Annotated in this window: 18 protein-coding genes; 10 read left to right on the forward strand and 8 right to left on the reverse strand. The window is 37.6% G+C overall.

Annotated elements, in window-relative coordinates; translation table 11 throughout:
• Complete coding sequence (locus tag AO843_RS03370; RefSeq protein ID WP_054609749.1) at positions 1–399, reverse strand: hypothetical protein; 399 nt, start codon at positions 397–399, stop codon at positions 1–3.
• A 251-nt stretch (positions 400–650) separates the two neighbouring features.
• Here AO843_RS03370 and AO843_RS03375 point away from each other — a divergent pair, with 251 nt between their 5' ends.
• A complete protein-coding gene (locus tag AO843_RS03375; protein WP_054609750.1) occupies positions 651–1,931 on the forward strand; it encodes an NtaA/DmoA family FMN-dependent monooxygenase in 1,281 nt (426 codons plus the stop codon).
• 71 nt (positions 1,932–2,002) lie between these two features.
• Here the strand turns inward: AO843_RS03375 and AO843_RS03380 are convergent, their stop codons facing one another.
• The gene (locus AO843_RS03380) at positions 2,003–3,202 is read right to left on the reverse strand and encodes an AraC family transcriptional regulator (RefSeq protein ID WP_054609751.1); all 1,200 of its coding nucleotides are present in this window, start codon (positions 3,200–3,202) and stop codon (positions 2,003–2,005) included.
• Between the two features lie 164 nt (positions 3,203–3,366).
• Between AO843_RS03380 and AO843_RS03385 the strand changes: the two genes are divergently transcribed.
• Positions 3,367–4,125 carry an SDR family NAD(P)-dependent oxidoreductase gene (locus tag AO843_RS03385; protein WP_054609752.1) on the forward strand — a complete coding sequence of 253 codons (759 nt, stop codon included), beginning with the start codon at positions 3,367–3,369 and terminating at the stop codon, positions 4,123–4,125.
• Between the two features lie 54 nt (positions 4,126–4,179).
• On the opposite strand, the gene AO843_RS03390 is transcribed toward AO843_RS03385, so the two are convergent.
• From AO843_RS03390 to AO843_RS03415, 6 genes are all read right to left on the reverse strand, one after another.
• Positions 4,180–5,841: a methyl-accepting chemotaxis protein gene (locus AO843_RS03390; protein ID WP_054609753.1), complete on the reverse strand. Its 1,662-nt coding sequence runs from the start codon at positions 5,839–5,841 to the stop codon at positions 4,180–4,182.
• Positions 5,838–6,824: a BMP family lipoprotein gene (locus tag AO843_RS03395; protein ID WP_054609754.1), complete on the reverse strand. Its 987-nt coding sequence runs from the start codon at positions 6,822–6,824 to the stop codon at positions 5,838–5,840. Before AO843_RS03395 ends, AO843_RS03390 begins: the two co-directional genes overlap by 4 nt.
• A gap of 262 nt (positions 6,825–7,086) precedes the next feature.
• Complete coding sequence (locus AO843_RS03400; protein WP_054609755.1) at positions 7,087–8,355, reverse strand: PTS ascorbate transporter subunit IIC; 1,269 nt, start codon at positions 8,353–8,355, stop codon at positions 7,087–7,089.
• 33 nt (positions 8,356–8,388) lie between these two features.
• Positions 8,389–8,652 carry a PTS sugar transporter subunit IIB gene (locus AO843_RS03405; protein WP_054609756.1) on the reverse strand — a complete coding sequence of 88 codons (264 nt, stop codon included), beginning with the start codon at positions 8,650–8,652 and terminating at the stop codon, positions 8,389–8,391.
• On the reverse strand, positions 8,649–9,113 hold the full coding sequence (locus tag AO843_RS03410) for a PTS sugar transporter subunit IIA (protein ID WP_231630053.1): 465 nt from the start codon (positions 9,111–9,113) through the stop codon (positions 8,649–8,651). Before AO843_RS03410 ends, AO843_RS03405 begins: the two co-directional genes overlap by 4 nt.
• Positions 9,114–9,169: 56 nt before the next feature.
• Positions 9,170–10,081, reverse strand: coding sequence for a LysR family transcriptional regulator (locus AO843_RS03415; RefSeq protein WP_054609758.1), 912 nt, complete (start codon positions 10,079–10,081; stop codon positions 9,170–9,172).
• Positions 10,082–10,219: 138 nt separating this feature from the next.
• On the opposite strand from AO843_RS03415, the gene AO843_RS03420 reads away from it, so the two are divergent.
• The 8 genes from AO843_RS03420 (at position 10,220) to AO843_RS03455 (ending at position 18,653) form a co-directional block, all read left to right on the forward strand.
• Positions 10,220–11,179: an ABC transporter ATP-binding protein gene (locus tag AO843_RS03420; RefSeq protein ID WP_054609759.1), complete on the forward strand. Its 960-nt coding sequence runs from the start codon at positions 10,220–10,222 to the stop codon at positions 11,177–11,179.
• 2 nt (positions 11,180–11,181) lie between these two features.
• Complete coding sequence (locus tag AO843_RS03425; protein WP_054609760.1) at positions 11,182–12,207, forward strand: ABC transporter substrate-binding protein; 1,026 nt, start codon at positions 11,182–11,184, stop codon at positions 12,205–12,207.
• A gap of 57 nt (positions 12,208–12,264) precedes the next feature.
• Complete coding sequence (locus AO843_RS03430; RefSeq protein ID WP_054609761.1) at positions 12,265–13,926, forward strand: ABC transporter permease; 1,662 nt, start codon at positions 12,265–12,267, stop codon at positions 13,924–13,926.
• Complete coding sequence (locus AO843_RS03435; RefSeq protein ID WP_054609762.1) at positions 13,919–14,989, forward strand: MBL fold metallo-hydrolase; 1,071 nt, start codon at positions 13,919–13,921, stop codon at positions 14,987–14,989. Before AO843_RS03430 ends, AO843_RS03435 begins: the two co-directional genes overlap by 8 nt.
• The gene (locus AO843_RS03440; RefSeq protein WP_054609763.1) at positions 14,982–15,788 is read left to right on the forward strand and encodes a hypothetical protein; all 807 of its coding nucleotides are present in this window, start codon (positions 14,982–14,984) and stop codon (positions 15,786–15,788) included. The genes AO843_RS03435 and AO843_RS03440 overlap by 8 nt, the downstream gene beginning before the upstream one ends.
• Before the next feature lie 191 nt (positions 15,789–15,979).
• The gene (locus tag AO843_RS03445) at positions 15,980–17,278 is read left to right on the forward strand and encodes a M48 family metallopeptidase (RefSeq protein WP_054609764.1); all 1,299 of its coding nucleotides are present in this window, start codon (positions 15,980–15,982) and stop codon (positions 17,276–17,278) included.
• An 83-nt stretch (positions 17,279–17,361) separates the two neighbouring features.
• Positions 17,362–18,180 carry a YitT family protein gene (locus tag AO843_RS03450; protein WP_054609765.1) on the forward strand — a complete coding sequence of 273 codons (819 nt, stop codon included), beginning with the start codon at positions 17,362–17,364 and terminating at the stop codon, positions 18,178–18,180.
• Between the two features lie 113 nt (positions 18,181–18,293).
• Positions 18,294–18,653, forward strand: coding sequence for an MmcQ/YjbR family DNA-binding protein (locus AO843_RS03455; RefSeq protein ID WP_054609766.1), 360 nt, complete (start codon positions 18,294–18,296; stop codon positions 18,651–18,653).
• Positions 18,654–18,942 lie beyond the last annotated feature (289 nt).

Raw genomic sequence — 18,942 nt, forward strand, 5'->3', positions numbered from 1 at the left:
TCAAGAGTTTTTGCAACTATCAAAATAGGGGGAACCCTCAAGATATCTAGCATCTAACTCATGATCCGTAGTAGGGTGATTTTCCAGCTTTAATCGCTGACTTTCTATCCAAGAAGTCCCCTTTAGTGGAGTAAGGCTAAATCGAATAGGCTTTGGACTCTTACTATCAATTTGAACTGTATTCGTGCCACTACTAGGTGCTTTAAAGGCAAAGCTAAGAGTACCTTGACCTGCTGGAAAGTAACCAGATGTTGAAAGAACTGGGTGGTCGTCACTCATTCTATTATTTTGTTCGGCTACCTTCTGTAATGGATGGGAAACTTCCGCAATTGTAGCTGAGGAAGTGATAGGGATTGTATGATCAGCTACATATGTGAACGATGTTCCTCCAAGAGGCATTGTTAATAGGGCAGCTATTATAAAGAGGCCAATTTTTTCATGGATACCACTACCTTCGATATTTGAACATAATACCTACCTTGACCTTTATTATAAATATTTTAAGTGCTTACATTTAGGTGCTCATTCAATTGGGTACCTCTTTTTTTTGGCAAAATGTCATCTAGATTTAAGGATTTATTTGCAATCCTTGAAATGTATGTATATTATGATAATGATAATCATTTTCAATTAAAGAGGGGAGAGTATCTATGAAAAGACATCTTATTATTGGCATGCATTTAGCTGTGCAAGGTGATTATGGCAAGAAAGGTGCGTTGCTTGATGACCATATTGCATTTGCGAAGCGTGCGGAGGCTGCTAAATTAGATTTTTTATTTAAGGCAGATTATTTAATGGCCCATCCTGAATTAATGGCTAAAACGAAAGGTACAGTTGGCTTAGACCCTAGCTTTTTATTGGCAACAGTGGCAAGAGAAACGAAACAAATAGGTTTAGTGACAACCATTTCCACATCCTTTACACCGCCTTACTTGATTGCTCGTCAATTACAATCCTTGAATTGGATCAGTGAGGGACGTGTAGGGTGGAATATCGTGACTTCCATTGATGGTGCTTATAATTTTAGTAATGAACTTATGCCTTCCTCTGAGGAGCGTTATGCTAAAGCAGCCGAATGTACGACGGTTGTAAAGCAGCTGTGGCATAGTCATCCTTACGAAATATTAGAAGCAGCTGGAAATATTGCGAAAATAAAAGAACTCGTGAGGCCGATCGATCATGAGGGTGAGTTTTTCCATATAAAAGGGCCATTAAATATACCTATGCATCCTGCAGGAGATATTCCTTTGTTTCAAGCAGGGGCATCGGATATAGGAAGGCAATTTGCAGCAACTGTTTCAAATGCTATTTTTGCAGCGACACCAGCTATAGAAGTTGGTATTGAAATGCGTAATGATTTACAAAAACGCGCTGTTAAGGTGGGGCGAACAATAGAGGATATACGTTTATTACCTGGACTCTATTTCTTTATTGGCGATACATATGAGGAAGCATTAGAAATGCACCGTCAAGCACATGCACATTTAACTCTAGAACGTCGGTACAATGCTTTGGAATCAGTCATTGGTATGGATGTTCGTCATTTGGCACTTCACGATCATGTAACAGTGGATATGTTGCCTCCGGAGGATCAAACAGTACGCAGTCAAACACATGCTGATCTGGTTCGTCGTTATATCATTGAAAACGAACCTCCTGTTGAGGTCTTGCTAGCCCGTCCAGAAGTAATCGGCTCAGCTCATCTTGTGGCAATTGGTACACCACTGGATATTGTCACTCAAATCATTACTTTCTATGAGAGGGGTGCATTAGATGGCTTTATTGCTGTTCCAGGTGGACCTGCTAAATCTTTGGATTTATTCTTTAGTGATGTTATTCCTATGCTTGTTGAGAGAGGGTTATTTCGTGCTGAGTATGAGGGTAGTACATTACGTTCCCATTTACGTTTAGATTTAGAAAACCACAAATAATTACCTTGGAATGAGGAAAAGAGAAAGTGAAATATGGTCTAAGCAACCTTTTCACTTTCTCGATTATTGATTTATTGACGAGAGTCTTTATTCCTAAATTGTTTTGGTGTGATGCCAGTAAATTTTTTAAAAACCTTAATAAAGTAGCTTTGGTCTGTAAAATTAAGTAATGAGCCTATGTCTAAGATTGGATAGTTCGTAAATGTTAATAACTTTTTCGCCTCTTCAATCTTTTGATGCTGAATACATTCACTAATGGATATTCCTACTTCCTTTTTAAATAGAGAGGAGAGATAGTTCGGACTTAAATGGCATAGCTCAGAAAGTTGATCGAGTGTTATATCACCATATAGCTGATTTTCGATAAAATGAATGCACGTTGTTATCGGCACTGAATACTTCTTTTTATTTGCATGCGATACACGGTTTGTGTAATCGTAAATGGCTTCTTCCATTAAAGAAAGAATGTCAATTAAACTACTTTGATCTTCAAGCTTTTGTATGTAAAAGTCACTTAACGTAAAAGCAGTTTCTTCATTTAAACCACCCTCAATTGCTGCACGGCAAATAAGCGCAATTCCTGTGATCATTAAATATTGAATACTTTTTAAACTATTGCGTTTTGATAGTACGCCAAGCTCTTCTTGCTCGACAATGGAATAGTTCAGCACTTCATTTAGTTTCTCCATCCGTCCATTTTTTACATAATCTAATAAAATTTTTTCATAGTACAGATTGGTATGAACAATATCATTTCTTCTTGCATAAGAAAGTTCTAGAGCTGTATCTTCCTCATGACGAATAAGCGGTTTTAATGCTTGATTGTGATGAATGACGTCTGTTTTATTTAATTTTTTCCTGTAGATTGCATAATAAACAAATAAACTTATGGCTAGAGATTGCTGATAATGCAAAATGGGAATTGTTTCATCATCTTGATAGACATTTTGCTTTACGGTATCGTCTATTTCTGGAGAAAGATAAGGTCCCACTACTATTGTCCCTATATAGGGAGCATCCATATTTAAGTTAATAAAGAAAAAATTAAATTTGGCACTTGAAAAGAAAATTGGGTAATCATTAGTTGCTGTACGATAAGGATATGCTTTTATTTGTTCTTTTAAAGAATCGTAAGATGAATGATTTTGAAATTCCTTTGATGTATATTCAAAGATAATTTTTTCTGACTCGTGGACATAGACCACAGGTAGATGGTGGGTTTCAAATATTAATTGACCTATGTATTGAAGATCGATTGTAGAAATTTTCATGTTGCTACACCTCAGTTCATATATGCTGTTATCCGATGAAAGCCATTCCATTTTTTATTGTAAATACTTGAGAAAGTACTATTTTGTGTAGAATAATACAATAAATTATGTAGAAGTAGCAATAAAATAGACAATGAATTCAAAATGCTAGGGAGGAATGGAAAATGGATCTTTTAAATAAAATTGCAGTTGTAACGGGTGCTGGAAGCGGTATTGGAAGAGCCAGCAGTTTAAAGCTTGCTAGCAATGGTGCAAAAGTTGTGATCGTTGATTTCAACAAGGAAACTGGCGAAGAAACATTAAACTTAATTAAAGAGCAAGGTGGGGAAGGAATCTTCGTTCAGGCAGATGTTTCGAAAAGTGAAGATGTAGAGAAATATGTAAATGCTGCCGTTGAAACTTTTGGTCGTATTGATGTATTTTTCAATAATGCAGGAGTTATTCAAAAAATCTCACCTCTAACAGAGATTGCTGATACTGAATATGATCGTATTATGTCAATCAACGTAAAGGGTGTATTTCTTGGCTTAAAACATGTGATTAAAGTAATGGAAGGACAAGGTAGCGGCTCAATCATTAATACAGCTTCAACGGCTGGGGTACGTAGCGAGCATAGTATGGCTGTTTATTCAGCAAGTAAGCATGCAGTCATTGGTTTAACAAAATCTGCTTCATTGGAGTATGTGAAAAAAGGTATTCGTATCAATGCAATTTGTCCTGGTGGAGTGGAAACAGCGTTAACAAACAGTGTAACGGCAATGTTTGAAACAGGTGGCTATGTACCTGAGGAAATTCCAAATATGAGAATGGGACGCTATGCAAAACCAGAAGAATTAGCAGAAATGGTTGCGTTCCTAGCATCAGACAAAGCAAGCTATATGACAGGTTCCATTGTAGTCGTTGATGGCGGCTTAACATTATAAAATGAAGAAATCCAGTGAACAACTATTCACTGGATTTTTTGTTTGGTTGAGCAGCTATAAAGTGAATTTTTTGAGCTCAATCATTAATGTATCAGTCATTTTTTGAAGGTCGAAAATTTTTGTATTTATTTTTTCGAAGGATACGAGCTGTTCCTGCGTCGATGCTGAAATTTCCTCAGTACCAGCTGCAGTTTCTTCTGTAATCGCTGAAATATTTTCGATTGTACTATTCACTTGCTGGCTCATTTCATTTGTTTGCATCATTTCCTTTGTAAGATGCTGTAAATCATGATGTATATCAGTGATATGCGCAGTAATGGCTGCAAATGAATGTTCCGTTTCGAGCATTGATTGTGTTTGCTCATTTGAAAGCTCATGGCCTCGTTCAGCCGTAGCTAGAATGTTATCTATGCCGTCTTGAATATGAGTAACCATCGAAGAAATTAAATTCGTAGCATTCTCCGTTTCTGAAGATAGCTTTTTAACCTCGTCCGCTACGATGGCAAACCCTTTACCTGCTTCGCCGGCACGGGCTGCTTCAATAGCCGCATTTAAGGCTAACAAGTTTGTTTGACTAGCAATCGTATGGACAACATTAGCTGCTCCTTCGATTTCTGTTGTGAATTGTGAAAATTGAGTAACAGCATTTTTAATAGCTAGTGACGCGCCTTGAATATCCCTTGCAATGGTAGATTGTTTTTCCAATGTATATTGCCCATTTTGAACGGCATCCAATGCCTGTTTACCATGTATGGCTGATTGCTCCGTTGTGTGAGCAACAGTCTTAAATTGATCCGTCATATTATTCATGAGGATCGCGACCGATTGAATATCTTCTGACATCGTGTAACTGCCTTTAGCTAATTCGTCAGTAGATGTTGCAACTTGATTACTGCCATCATGAATGTTTTGCATATGGCTTGTCACATCTTGAGTAAATAAACTAACATCCTTGCCTATTTGATCGATGGACAGCACAGTGCCTTTTAAATTCGTCATCATCTGTGAAAAACTTTCTGTTAATCGATCAATCTCATAACGGCTGTTTGAATGATAGGAAAGGGTAGAGATATCTATTGTGAGATCCCCAGTAGCTGCACTCTGTGCACATTCTACAATTTGATTAATTGGTTTGGTAATTCTTTTAGCAGCCACATAGGAATAAACAATCGTTGCTAGGATTAATAAGATACTGCCTATGATGGTTGTTGTTATAATGAAACCAATTTTTTGCTTTGTTACTTGTATCATCTCTTGATACCATTCGTTCGTTTCTTTTTTCAGCAGATACATATCATTTAAAATGCCTTTAATTCGAAGAGACTGCTTTTTAATTTCTGGGCGATTGTTTTCTTGTAGGCCCGCTTTTGTAGCTTTTTCGAGCTCGGTGAATTTACCAGCAATTTTATCAATCAATTTCTGATGTTCTGGTATCTTCGTCAGAGAGGCCAACGCATCTAAATTAACTTTTGTTTCTTGTAGGATAGCAAGGGCTTCGTTTTTATTTGCCTCACTATCTAAATAGGTGTAGTTATTTAATGATTGGCTAGCAACGACTAAACTCTGTTCAAGCTCTTTCACTGAGAGTAATAGTGAGGTATCGTCTTGTGCCGTTGTTTGAATGGTAAATGTTTGAAAAATAATAAAACCAATCATACCCATTGCCAGCAAAATAGGAATCAGTGTATTCATAAATAATTTTTTTCGTAATGTCACTGGCTATTCCTCTTTTCTGCAGAAACTTTTATCGTGCCGGAAACAATGGCTTCGCGGGCTTTTTCAATAGCGGCTTGTTGCTCAGACGTTAATTTAATCACACGTATATCTGCTATTCCTACACCTTCCTCGGCTAGTCCTAGTGCTAAGGATTTTTCAGTTAACTTACCTTCTTCTACCAGTGTTTTCACGAGTTGAAAGACAGCATGGTCAACATTCTTTAGCATAGATGTGACGACTGTTTTTTCGGCGATATAAAATTGATCGATATCAACCCCTGCTGCATAAATACCCTTTTCTTCAGCTTTTTTTATCGCCCCAAAGCCTGTAAAACCGGCAGCATGGTAAATAAAATCAATATTATTTTGAATATATTTATCTGCTATCGCTGCGCCGGCTTGTGTATCGTCAAAAGTACCTGCATATTCACTCATAATTTCAATATTTGGATTTACATAGCGAGCTCCTTCTATAAAACCATTTTCAAAGTGATGGATAACAGGAGCATCCGCTCCACCAATAAAGCCGATTTTTCCTGTTTTGCTTGTCATAGCAGCCACCATACCAACTAAAAAGCTTCCTTCTTGTTCCTTAAAGGTAATAGAGATAATGTTTTCGACATCAGACTGTCCATCAATTAATATAAATTGTTGCTCAGGGAATTGCTTCGCAGTCTTTTCCAGTGCCTCCTGAACAGAGAAACCGAGACCAATGATGATATCATATTTTTCTGCTACAAGCTCGTTTAGTTTTTCCTCATAATTACCATCAGGAGCCTCTTTATAATCAAATAAAATGCCAAGCTCATCCCGTGCCTTTTCTAGCCCTTTAAATGCAGAATCGTTAAATGATTCATCACCAAGTCCTGCATCTGATAGTAAAACCCCTATCTTATAACTTTCTTTTGATGTTTCTATCTGAGCCGATGAACAGCCAGCTGTTAACAGAGCAATCAAAAGACAAGCCACTATTATTTTTTTCAAAATGTGTACCTCCTGTTGTTTCGTGGTTTATAAAGTATATATCGGCAAAAAATTAATATTTTTAGTCTGATGTCAGACAACGAAAAAATAAATTTTTGTTTTGTATATAAGAATATATATCCAAATCTATATACATAATAAGTTAATAATATAAAGCTAGATTACTAATAAAGGAATTAATTTATTAAAGTTTCCAGTTTTCCTTATATGTACAATAACTATAAAAGCCCAACGCAATCTGCGTCGGGCTTTATTCTGGATTTTAGACAGCTCCAAATAATTTTAATAAATTAATAATAATGATACCGATAACACCAAAGTCTGAATCACCAAAGGTCGTGCCTTCATAGCCAATGTCTCCCATAAAGATTAGAAGTATTGCTGGAATAAAGCTAATCAATAAACCGTTGGCAAAGGCACCCGACATGGCACCGATTCTGCCACCAGTAGCATTGCCGAAGACACCTGCTGCAGCCCCAGTGAAGAAGTGTGGAACTAGTCCTGGAACAATAACTTTAAGTCCGATGAAAGGAAGTATAAACATTGAAACAAGCCCTGCTAAAAAACTAAATAAGAAACCAATGATGACGGCATTCGGTGCGAAAGGGAAAATAGTTGGGCAATCTAGTGCTGGCTTTGTATTTGGAACAAGTTTATCAGCGATGCCTTTGAAGGCTGGAATAATTTCAGCAATTAACATCCGGACACCAGCTAAAATGATATAAACACCAGCGGCAAATGTAATCGCTTGCATGATGGCGAAAATAATAAAGTTAGAACCACCAGATAATTGAGCCTCAATATAGGAAGGTCCTGCGAAAAGGGCAACAATGACAAAGAAGACACTCATTGTTAAAGAAATGGCGACAGAAGTGTCTCGTAAAAAGCCCAGTGACTTAGGTACTTGTATATCTTCTGTCGATTTTGCTTTATTGCCAACAAGCTTTCCAATTTTAGCTGATACATAATAGCCAACACTGCCAAAGTGACCGACAGCAAAATCATCACTACCTGTTATTTGGCGGACTGTTGGTTGTAAAATAGCAGGGAACACTACCATACAAAGTCCGAGAATAATAGAACCGACGATTATAAGAGGTGTCCCACTCATCCCACCAACTGACAAGGAAGCCGCGATTAAACAAGCCATGAATAATGTATGATGCCCAGTTAAAAAGATATATTTTAATGGCGTAAATCGCGCGAGTAATAAATTCATAATCATCCCAAATACCATAATCAGTGCAGTAGCTGTACCAAAATTAGTCTGAGCTGCTGCCACGATGGCCTCATTGTTGGGAATGACTCCCTGTACTTGAAAGGCATGATCAAACATTTTACTAAAATGATTTAACGAGCCAATTAAGACAGTTGCACCTGCCCCAAGGATCACAAAGCCCATAATTGTTTTTAAAGTACCTGAAAGAACAGTGGAGCTTGATTTCTTTTGAATGAGTAAACCAATAAATGCGAATAGGCCGACTAATATAGCTGGTGTTCCTAAAATGTCATGCATGATAACATCTAACATACCAACACCTCATCCTATCCAAATTTTTTTTGCTCAAAGCCAAGGTTCAAGCTTTTCTTTAATCTCCAATATATTCATCATATTAACGATACTCACAATGATTGCGTTGTCTTTCGCTAATTCATTCACAATATCAGCCGCACCTAAATAAATATCAGCCTTCTCCGCCTTTGCGGATGCTAAATCTGTATGCGTTACCTCTGCCTCTTTACCCAATACCTCTAATGCCTTTTTTACATTTAATTCTAAAATAAAGCTACTCCCTAATCCGCTACCACACACGACTAAAATTTTCATTCTGTTGACTCCTTTGTCGTATATTGTTTGATTTTCTCCCATATCGCATCTTCATGCTGACAGGCAATAAGGCTATCAATCTGATCTGAATCTTGTAACACCAATGTCAAATCAACCAATGCCTGTAGATGTGAAGCATTGTCCGTTGCAGCTAAAACGATAATTAAGAAAACAGGGTGATTAGGGCTGAAAAAAACAGGCTTCTGTAAGCGTAGCAAACTCATTGCTAGTGCATGAACACCGTCTGTTGGCCGTGCATGTGGTATAGCCACTTTCGGTGTAATAACGACATAAGGACCAGATTGCTCAATGGATTGAATCATTGCCTCGATATAGCGTTGCTCAATTTTGTTTTGACGTACTAAGGGGTTGGCAGCTAAACGAATAGCTTCTTGCCATGACTGCACAAAGTTTGAAAGTTGGATACAATCCTTTGTCAGCAATTGGGTTAGCAAATACACTCCTCCTTTCTTTATAAAAATATCCCCATTGCATTTTATTACGGCTATCTGCGGAATTATGTCAGAACAGAAGACATTTTTAATTGCTTTGCTACTTTGTCAATCGACAGTTTGACAAACTCATCAATGGTATTATCTAAGCGCGTTTTAGGATAGATAAATTGTATCTTTCTATTAAGCGTCACATCCTGTAAATCCTTTTTCATTAGTAGACCTGATTTTAATTCTTCCTCTATTAAGGCATCAGAGACAAAGGCCAAGTTTTTCCCGAAGGTCAGCATCTTTTTGATTGTACTCACGGAATCCAGCTCGATGGTATAAGTAGAAGGCTGAAAAGGGTCCATCCACTTTTCGATGAAGTGATTTGTAGAGCTAGAAGAGGTATGCAATAAAAGCTTATTTTTAAGAATATCCTCTTTGGTGATGTCCTTTTTGGTAGCCAGTTCATGTGTCGGACTTAATGCCAAAACGAGTGCATCTTCTCCAATTGTCTCGTAATGAAGGGCGGTATTTTCCTGTTTAGTCTCCATGATCAGTCCAAAATCTAATTCTTGAAGGGCTACTTTTCTTTCGATTTCAGGTGCCGTTTTAACTTCTAACGAAATACGAATCTCTGGATAAGCCGTTGAAACTTGATGAATTAAATCTGGCATAAAAATATGTGCTGGTAATCCACTTGCCCCGAGTCGTAGGGAGCCAATATGTCCAGCTAAAAGGTTTTCAATAAAGCGATTCATATCCTTTTGATGCTGTACGATTTGACGAGCATAGTGATAGACGCCTTCGCCTGCTTCCGTTAAGCGGTATCCTCCTGCATTTGTACGAAATAAGCGAATACCATATTCCTCCTCTATAGAACGAATGTGAAAGGACACTGTTGGGGCTGTAATGCCAAGTTCTTTGGCGACAGGAGCTAATTTCTTTAACTCAACAAGTAAGCAAAATGCCTGTAATTTTAAATTATTCATTTTATCCTCCTAAAGCAAATTAGAAAAAATCTTGCATTTGCTTTAGTTTATTAGATTTTTTTTAACGAGTTATTAATAATAGATTAATATTTTCTAAATATCTGGAATTTATAGTTGTAAGTAACGAGGAGGATACTTATGAAAATCTCATTATCTAATATCGAGAAAAAATATGGGCAATCTCAAGCATTGTGGCCTATTAATGTGGAGTTAGATCAACAATTCATTACCATTCTCGGGCAATCAGGCTGTGGTAAAACAACTCTATTAAAGTTGCTTGCAGGTCTTGAACAGCCAACGAAAGGGGAAATTCGATTTGATGATACCGTGATTTATTCTTCGGCATCTCGTAATAATGTCAAACCGAATAAACGCAATATCGCTATGGTTTTTCAAGATTTTGCCCTGTGGCCACATATGACCATCTTTCAAAATATCGCCTTTGGTTTAAAGGGAATAATTGCAAAGTCTGACATTCCAGCACGTGTCGAGCATGTGATGAAATTAGTAAAAATGCAAGGGTTTGAGAAACGAAAGCCAGGGGAGTTATCTGGTGGACAGCAGCAACGCGTGGCACTAGCGAGGGCATTGGCAACAAATCCTAAATTGATTTTATTTGATGAGCCTTTATCTGCCCTTGATGCCGTTCTTAGAGAGCAAATGCAAGATGAGATCATGCACCTTATTCATGAGCTTGATTGCCAAGCCATTTTCGTTACTCACGATCAAACAGAAGCGATGACAATGTCTGATCAAATTATCGTCATGGAGGCAGGAAGAATTGCACAAATCGGCTCCCCTGAGGAAATTTATCGTGTTCCAGCAACACCATATGTTGCAGATTTTATTGGTAAAGTAAATTGGTTTCATAATGGACAATCGATTGTGCGCCCTGAAGGCGTATCTCGAATACAACGCCCAGGCACTATTGAGAAGCAAGCGAAGATTGTGAAAAGCACATTTGTGGGAGATCGTTACTTAGTACAAGCTCAAGTGGAAGGAAAAGCATGGAGCTTTTACGAGAATCAGCCGCTAGAACATGGAAAACGACTACAAGTATTTATTGATGAAAATCAAATCTATCAAATGGAGGGTTAACATTGAAAAAACGACGTTTCAAATTATGGGCAACTGCAGGGATTCTACTGACACTAGCATTAGCTGGTTGTGGTAATAAGCAGGTAGAGAATGTTGATCAAGCTAGTGCAAAAACACAAGAGGATAAAGTATTAACGGTGTATTCTGCTGGCCCTGATGGCTTAGCGGCAAATATCCAGCAAGCTTTTGAAGAAAAAACAGGTATTAAAGTTGAAATGTTTCAAGGAACTACAGGTAAAATTCTTTCTCGTTTAGAAGCAGAGAAAAATAATCCTGTAGCCGATATTGTTGTACTTGCCTCCGTAGCCTCTATGGATGGTCTAAAGGCAACAGAACAGCTACAAAGCTATAAAGATGCTGAAAATAAAGACAAAATCAATAGTGCTTGGTCTGATGGAGAAGGGTATTACTACGGCTACAGTGCCTCCGCATTAGGTATTGCTTATAATACAAAAAACACAACACAGGCACCGACTGATTGGGCAGATTTAGCAAAAGCTGAGTGGCAAAACAAAATCAATATACCTGATCCGAGTTTATCAGGTTCTGCTGTCGATTTCTTATTTGGCTATACGGAGGCAGAGAAAACAGCTTGGGATACGGTTGATACATGGAAGAAAAATGGCTTACAAGTAAATGGTGCGAATAAAGAAGCGTTAGATGCAGTCATTACGGGTGAGAAAAATGCCACGATTGCAGGCGTAGATTATATGGCTTACAAAGCAAAAGCAGACGGAGAGCCAGTGGAGATTATCTATCCGAAAAGTGGTACTGTAGTTAGTCCTCGTGCTGTCGGTATTTTGAAGGAAGCGAAACATGTAGAAGCAGCAAAAGCATATGTTGATTTTTTATTATCAGATGAAGGACAAAAGCTTGTAGCAGATGCTTACTTATTACCAGGAAATAAAGATATTGCTGTAAAAAATCGTGCGGCATTAGATGAAATTCCTCAGTTAAATGTTGAGTGGGGTGGTGCTGAAGCCAAGCAACTTGAAGTACTAACAAAATTTAACGATTTATTTCGTTAAGCAATAGGGAGGTACAAACACCTCCTTTGAGTTTTTTAATAGAAGGGTTGAAGTGTCATGATAATGGAAGAAAGACGAGCATTTGGAGTTTTATTGACGATTGTCGTCGTATTTGCTATTGCTCCTTTGATCGCAATTTTGATTTATACCTTTACAAAAGAGGGGCAATTTGATTTTTCACAGTTTAGCCGAATGTTTGCACATGAAAGATTATGGCAGACACTTGGAAATTCAATAGGTTTAGGAATTTTCGTTATCATAGGTACAACGATTATTGCCTTTCCTATGGCATTTATACGAACGAAAACAAGCTTAAATAAACATGAATGGCTCGATATTATATTAACCATTCCATTTATGACACCCCCTTATATTGGTTCTATGGGTTGGATATTGTTTATGCAGCATAATGGTTTTCTTCAACAGTTAGTTCCGGGTGCTGCTTGGTTGACGGATTCATTCTTTTCCTTATTTGGCATGGTCATGATTATGAGCTTACATCTCTTTCCGTTTTTGTATTTAATGTTAAGAAATACATTGCTACGAATTAAGGGCTCCTTTTTGGATGCAGCATTGATTTTTGGACGAAATCCTTGGAGAAATTGGATAAAAGTCGTTTTGCCACTTATCCTTTCAAGCTATGTCTTAGGAAGTTTACTGATTTTCATCAAAACACTTGCAGAATTTGGAACGCCAGCTACATTTGGTAGTCGGATTGGATTTCAAGTATTTACAACAGAAATTCATTCGTATCTATCAAGATGGCCAGTCGATATTAGTATGGCTACTTCTCTGTCTTTATTTCTACTATCAGTCTGTCTAGTGATCTGGTATTTCCAAAATCTAATTGGACGTAAATTTACTTATGGCGTGCTTTCAGGGAAAAGCCCTGCAAAACGAAAGGTAACAGACAAATGGTATGTAAGAGTCGCTTCATGGACTTTTGTGGGGATTGTTCTCTTGTTGTCCATTGGTATTCCTTATTTCTCCATTATCGTGACCTCTTTGCAAAAGGTGAGAGGAGATGGTTTACACGCAGGGAATTTTAGTCTTGCCTCCTATCAGGAAGTATTCACAGGTGGCAGTGCAGGATTAACAGCATTTTTAAATAGTATCGTTTTTTCCATCATTACGGCTATTATAACTGCAATTGTTGGTTTACTGATTGCCCTCTATATTAAAAAAGGAGAAACGAAGAAACAGCAAGTATTAGATTTCTTTAGTTTAATGCCTAACATTATTCCTGGTATTGTCTTTGTTGTGGGATTGATTATGTTTTGGAATGCCCCTTGGCTTCCAGCAACTATCTATAACACAAAGGCGATGGTTGTCGTCACGTACTGTGTTCTTTTCTTGCCTTATTCTGTGCAATATATCAAATCTTCGTTTTCCCAATTAGATGCTTCCATTTTTCAATCAGCGGCTATTTTTGGTCGTAGCAATTGGGATATTTATCGCCGAATCATTCTCCCGTTATTAATGCAGGGCATACTTACGGGCATGATGATGACTTTCATTATTTCAATGCGAGAGCTAGTAGCAGGTCTCTTAATTTTGCCACCTTCTGTTGAAACAGGTGCAACGTTTATTTATAGCCAATTTGAGCAAGGAAATGTAGGGGTTGGGATGGCCGTGGCGGTCATTACTGTCTTTATGACTGTGATCTTCATGTTTCTTTTAGATTGGCTGCAAAGACGGGGAGGACAAGCCAATGCTTAATATTGAAATTTTAGGTGGGGTTGGGGAGTACGGGCGCAATTGCTTTTATATCGAAAATCATGGAAAGGCGATTTTACTGGATTGTGGCGTGATGAAAAACTCACAAAAGACCCCACCGGATTTAACACCTGAACATGTTGAAAAACTAGGGGCAGTGTTTATTTCTCATTCCCACATCGACCATGTAGGCGCATTGCCATTGCTTGAAAAAATGGGCTACACAGGACCAGTACTGATGAGTCACAGAACTGCTCAGCAGCTTCTACAACCTATTCCACATATCCGTACTTTTCATCCAGATTCAAGAGGAACGTGGATAAGGGTTAATGCTTGTCTTGCCTTTCAATGGGGATATAGCGGACATTTGATTGGAAGTGTATGGTACAAAATTCAATTTTTTGATAAGATGCTTTTTTTCTCGGGTGATTATGTCAGCGATTCTTATTTATTAAAGGCAACCTTGCCAGAAGAAGATGGAACGATTTATGATGTAGCGTTTATTGATAGTGGTCATGTTGAAAAATGTATTGATAATCGTGAAGTGTTACAAAAATTGTTAAATTATGTAAATATACATCCGGACAGCCCTTTTGTTTTTCCATCATCCTTTTCTGGGAAAACAGTCGACATTGTCACCTATCTTGCTCAGCAAACTTCGCGAGCAATCTGTGTAGATGCTGAATTACAGTCACTGTTTAAGCAGTATGAGGAAGAACCTGAAAATATTTGGCCGCACAGATTGGTGTTACAAGTGGGTCACAAGCAATGTTCTGACAGTAACCATGCACTCTATTTTGTAAGGGAACAGGATGAAGTTCGACTTGAGGAACTAGCGAAGGAGTATCCAACAGCCATATTCATCCCAACAGGGTATTCGCGTCAGTCATTCAAACAAGATGTTTGGAATCAACCGGCTAAGGAATTTTTTTATAAAACGCATCCAGACTATCAGGATATTATTTCGCTATCGCAAAGTATTCATTCACGACAAACTATTTATTTTCACAGTCCACATACAAATTTAGAAACAACCTTTCAAAAGGAGGAAGTAAATAATGGCTAATTTGAAGAAATGGGCATTTTATATGTGCTTAATGGGTTTGACGGTAATCAGTATGATGAGTGTCAATACAACACAGGTGAAAGCAGCAATAGAACCAGGTCATGAAATTAAATTTAATATCAAATCAGAGCTCTTTACGGATTCAAATATAGCAAATGTTTTTCAGGCAACTAAAAAAGACGATGTGAAAATTTATTTCTATGATACACCTGATAAAATGTTTCTTGGTAACGATTATATCCACCGCTTACGTGTTTACAAAGGTAGTAATAAGATGGATATTACCTATAAAAAGCGTTTTTTAAATACACCGTTGAACGACGCGATTGCTGAGACAACAAGTCATGGCTTTACAGGCTCAGAATCCAATTATAAATTTGAACTAGATATAAAAGGGGACCAGCGTACATTTACCATTAGCCGTAAAGAATCTCTGAAAACAACTCCAAATGTGTCTTATGATACTGTGGATACGAGTGCTGCTAAAAAACTCATCCTTGAAAATTCACCAAAGAAAATTCTAAATTGGGATTCAGAAGCATGGTACAAAAATATATTATCTCAAGCTGTTGTATATGGTCCTGCCAATGCTACTACCTATAAAGGAAGCTTTTTAGGGCATGAAGCGGATATTGAGGTGTGGCAGTACAAAGGAGAAATTATGGTGGAGCTTTCTACAAAGATAGATGATGACGCTCAAGCAGCTATTATCGAACAGCAGTGGTATGATCATTTATTATCCGAGGGCTATTTAAGTGAGGATCAACGTGGTAAAACAACATTTGTAATGGATAAATAATAAGCACTATAATAAATTCGCAACATTTTGAAACAATGAGCAGGATATTCTTTCCTCATTGATAGAAATGTTGCGAATTTTTTCTTGGTAAAAAGAGATGATAAAAAGTAGGTCCATATTTGTTCTAACTTTGGTAATTTCGCTTACACTTACTATAGGACGAACTTTGGGTGATATGAGGGGGAAATGACATAGCTAAAAAAATGGGCATTGTTATGCTACTATTTTTCGGTGTTTACGTGCTTTGTATGTACTGGTATATATTCCATAGTGGTGGGGGTAAAATACCTAGTGCCTTACAAGGAACTGTTGCAGATCCAGTGATGTTTATGTCTGGTAAGGAACTTTTTTTAAGTGGTGAATATTCTAAAATACGGAACTTTCTATTCTTTGTAGCTACACCTTTAGAATGGCTTGTTTACTTCATGATTTTACTGTTGGGCGTTTCGCGTTATTTCGAGAAGGTGACCACATCCCAAACAAAGTGGAAGCTTTTGCAAAATGCAGGCTACTTATTCTTATTGTCAATTTTATTATATGTAGTTTTATTCCCACTTGACTATTATCGTTATTATCTCAGTAAAAGCTATGGCATCAGCACACAAGCATTTGGGTCTTGGATGAAGGATGGTGTCATTGATTTTTGGGTGAACTTTGGAATGACCTTGATCATTGTAACAGTGCTCTATTGGCTCATTAGAAAGAGTGAGAAAAGATGGTGGCTCTATGCATGGCTATTAACCATTCCCTTTACAATCTTTGTGATGTTTATCCAACCAGTTGTGATTGATCCTTTGTACAATGATTTTTATCCGTTAAAAAATAAAGAATTGGAAACCAAGATACTATCACTTGCTACCCAGGCACATATCCCAGCAGAGCATGTTTATGAGGTCAATATGGCTGAAAAGACCAATGCCTTAAATGCTTATGTGACAGGGATCGGCAGCAATTCGAGAATTGTCCTTTGGGATACTACATTAAATAGATTAACGGATAATGAAATTTTGTTTATCATGGCGCATGAAATGGGGCATTATGTTGAAAAGCATATTTATTTTGGCATTGCAGGTTATCTTTTATTAACCTTAGTGGGTTTATGGCTAACGGCCAAAATGATGCGACGCTTGGTTGCAAGGTATGGACAGGTATTCAAAATTAATAAAATTAGTAATATCAACTCGTATCCATTGTTTTTACTAATTACCTCCATTTTATTATTTGCTTCCAATCCCGTATCGAATTTCGTATCAAGATACCAGGAATCGAGAGCTGACCAATATGCCATTAACATGATGAATGATCGAGAAGCGGCTGTAACGGCATTTCAAAAGCTAACGATTTCAGGTTTAAGCGAGGTCAACCCACCGCTTTTGGTGAAATGGTTCCGTTATACACATCCACCGATGTTGGAGCGTATCTATAAGGTCGCTGATACTGGTGAATACAAGCAAAAAGGACCTTTAAAGGAAGAACAGAAGAAAAAGTAAGTAGAAAGGTTTTCCTAATGGAGAAGTTGGGTAGTCTATGAAAAAGATGTATAAAAATTTGGTCGTTTATAGGGGACATCATTATGCGTAATGTGATTATTATTACACTTTCTTCCATTATAGTGGCCTTTGCTTATAATTTTTTGTTAATTCCTCATGAAATTTTAAGTGGTGGATTAAGCGGTATTGCCATTATGCTTGGTATTATTACCCCCCTGAATACTGGGGTGTTAAATTTACTTCTGAACTTGCCTTTACTGATTTTAGGTGTGATGAAGCTTGGTAAGCGATTTATCAGCTATACAATCCTATCTGTGGCTGTTTTATCAGTGAGTTTATATATCATTCCAATTTACAAGGCGACACAAGAGCCAATTCTTGCGTCATTATTTGGTGGAGTCATCGTAGGTGTTGCGATGGGGATGATTTTCCGAGCAGCTGGCTCATCTGGTGGATTTGATATTATTGCCATGCTACTAAGCCGTAAACGTGATTTTCCGCTTGGTACTTTACTTGCTGCCATGAATGGTGTGGTAGTAGCAGCTTCTGGCTTTGTCTTTAGCTGGGATGCGGCTTTATTAACGCTTGTTTCCATTTATGCAACGGGAAAAGTAGTTGATACGATTCATACAAGCCATATCAAATTAACACTCATGATTATTACGAGTAAAGGCGATGAGGTCAAACAGCAGTTGTTAGAAAAGCTTCATCGTGGAGTAACTATTATCGATGCGAAAGGAGCCTATTCTGGCGAAGGTCGTAAAGTGTTAATTACGGTTATTACACGCTATCAACTGGCTGATGTGAAAAGTACAATTAAGGAAACCGATCCTAAGTCGTTTGTGAATATTTTGCAAACAACAGAGGTGATGGGGATGTTCGACCGAGGTACAAGTAAATAACGCTATTCGTAACACACGTTTTGCATTATACTAACTATAATCGAACGTGTGTTTTTTTATTTTATAGCGTACCTCTAGAGGGGTAAATAGTTGATCTTGGAAGGGGAATGGAAATGGAAAAGGAAACGATTCATGCATATTGTCTTCAGCTGCAAGGAACAACGTATGACTATAAGGAAGAATGGCAAGCAGATCGCTATCATATTGGTGGGAAGATGTATGCCATGATTGGGGGAAATGCCACAGGTAGGCCGGTACTAACGTTAAAATGCGAGCCTGTGCGAGCAGAGGAATTACGAGAAGCCTATGCCAGCATTATACCTGGCTATTATATGAATAAAACGCATTGGAACTCTATTTATATGGATGCTGAGGATGTCCCTATGGATTTAGTAGAGAATCTTATCAAGCATTCATACGAGCTTGTTTACAGTAAATTAACGAAAAAAGCGCAGCAGGAAATCTGTGACTAAACGATCGGTTGGTTTACATAACTTTCATTTTTGGTTGGCTAATAATATCCATAAACCTGTTATACATGAGAGTGTTTTGGCTTTCAGTACTAGTTAATTGAAAAAACTTACTATTCAATGACATTACTTTAACGAATGATTGTGAAACTCTTAGCTTCAGGACTTGTACCAAAAAGGGAACTTCTGGGATTTGAGTTCGGTATTCTATTTATTGTCTCTCAAATTAATATAAAAAGTTGTTTTATGATAAAGGTAAAGGATGTTTTCATATTCTTTACCTTTTGTATTG

The sequence above is a fragment of the Lysinibacillus sp. ZYM-1 genome (assembly GCF_001308875.1).
GTDB lineage: Bacteria > Bacillota > Bacilli > Bacillales_A > Planococcaceae > Lysinibacillus.

Bases quoted from the DNA above. Each gene is read 5' to 3' on its own strand.
- AO843_RS03370 (WP_054609749.1), bottom strand. From the start codon at position 399: ATGCCTCTTGGAGGAACATCGTTCACATATGTAGCTGATCATACAATC.
- AO843_RS03375 (WP_054609750.1), top strand. From the start codon at position 651: ATGAAAAGACATCTTATTATTGGCATGCATTTAGCTGTGCAAGGTGAT.
- AO843_RS03380 (WP_054609751.1), bottom strand. From the start codon at position 3,202: ATGAAAATTTCTACAATCGATCTTCAATACATAGGTCAATTAATATTT.
- AO843_RS03385 (WP_054609752.1), top strand. From the start codon at position 3,367: ATGGATCTTTTAAATAAAATTGCAGTTGTAACGGGTGCTGGAAGCGGT.
- AO843_RS03400 (WP_054609755.1), bottom strand. From the start codon at position 8,355: ATGTTAGATGTTATCATGCATGACATTTTAGGAACACCAGCTATATTA.
- AO843_RS03405 (WP_054609756.1), bottom strand. From the start codon at position 8,652: ATGAAAATTTTAGTCGTGTGTGGTAGCGGATTAGGGAGTAGCTTTATT.
- AO843_RS03415 (WP_054609758.1), bottom strand. From the start codon at position 10,081: ATGAATAATTTAAAATTACAGGCATTTTGCTTACTTGTTGAGTTAAAG.
- AO843_RS03420 (WP_054609759.1), top strand. From the start codon at position 10,220: ATGAAAATCTCATTATCTAATATCGAGAAAAAATATGGGCAATCTCAA.
- AO843_RS03430 (WP_054609761.1), top strand. From the start codon at position 12,265: ATGATAATGGAAGAAAGACGAGCATTTGGAGTTTTATTGACGATTGTC.
- AO843_RS03435 (WP_054609762.1), top strand. From the start codon at position 13,919: ATGCTTAATATTGAAATTTTAGGTGGGGTTGGGGAGTACGGGCGCAAT.
- AO843_RS03440 (WP_054609763.1), top strand. From the start codon at position 14,982: ATGGCTAATTTGAAGAAATGGGCATTTTATATGTGCTTAATGGGTTTG.
- AO843_RS03450 (WP_054609765.1), top strand. From the start codon at position 17,362: ATGCGTAATGTGATTATTATTACACTTTCTTCCATTATAGTGGCCTTT.
- AO843_RS03455 (WP_054609766.1), top strand. From the start codon at position 18,294: ATGGAAAAGGAAACGATTCATGCATATTGTCTTCAGCTGCAAGGAACA.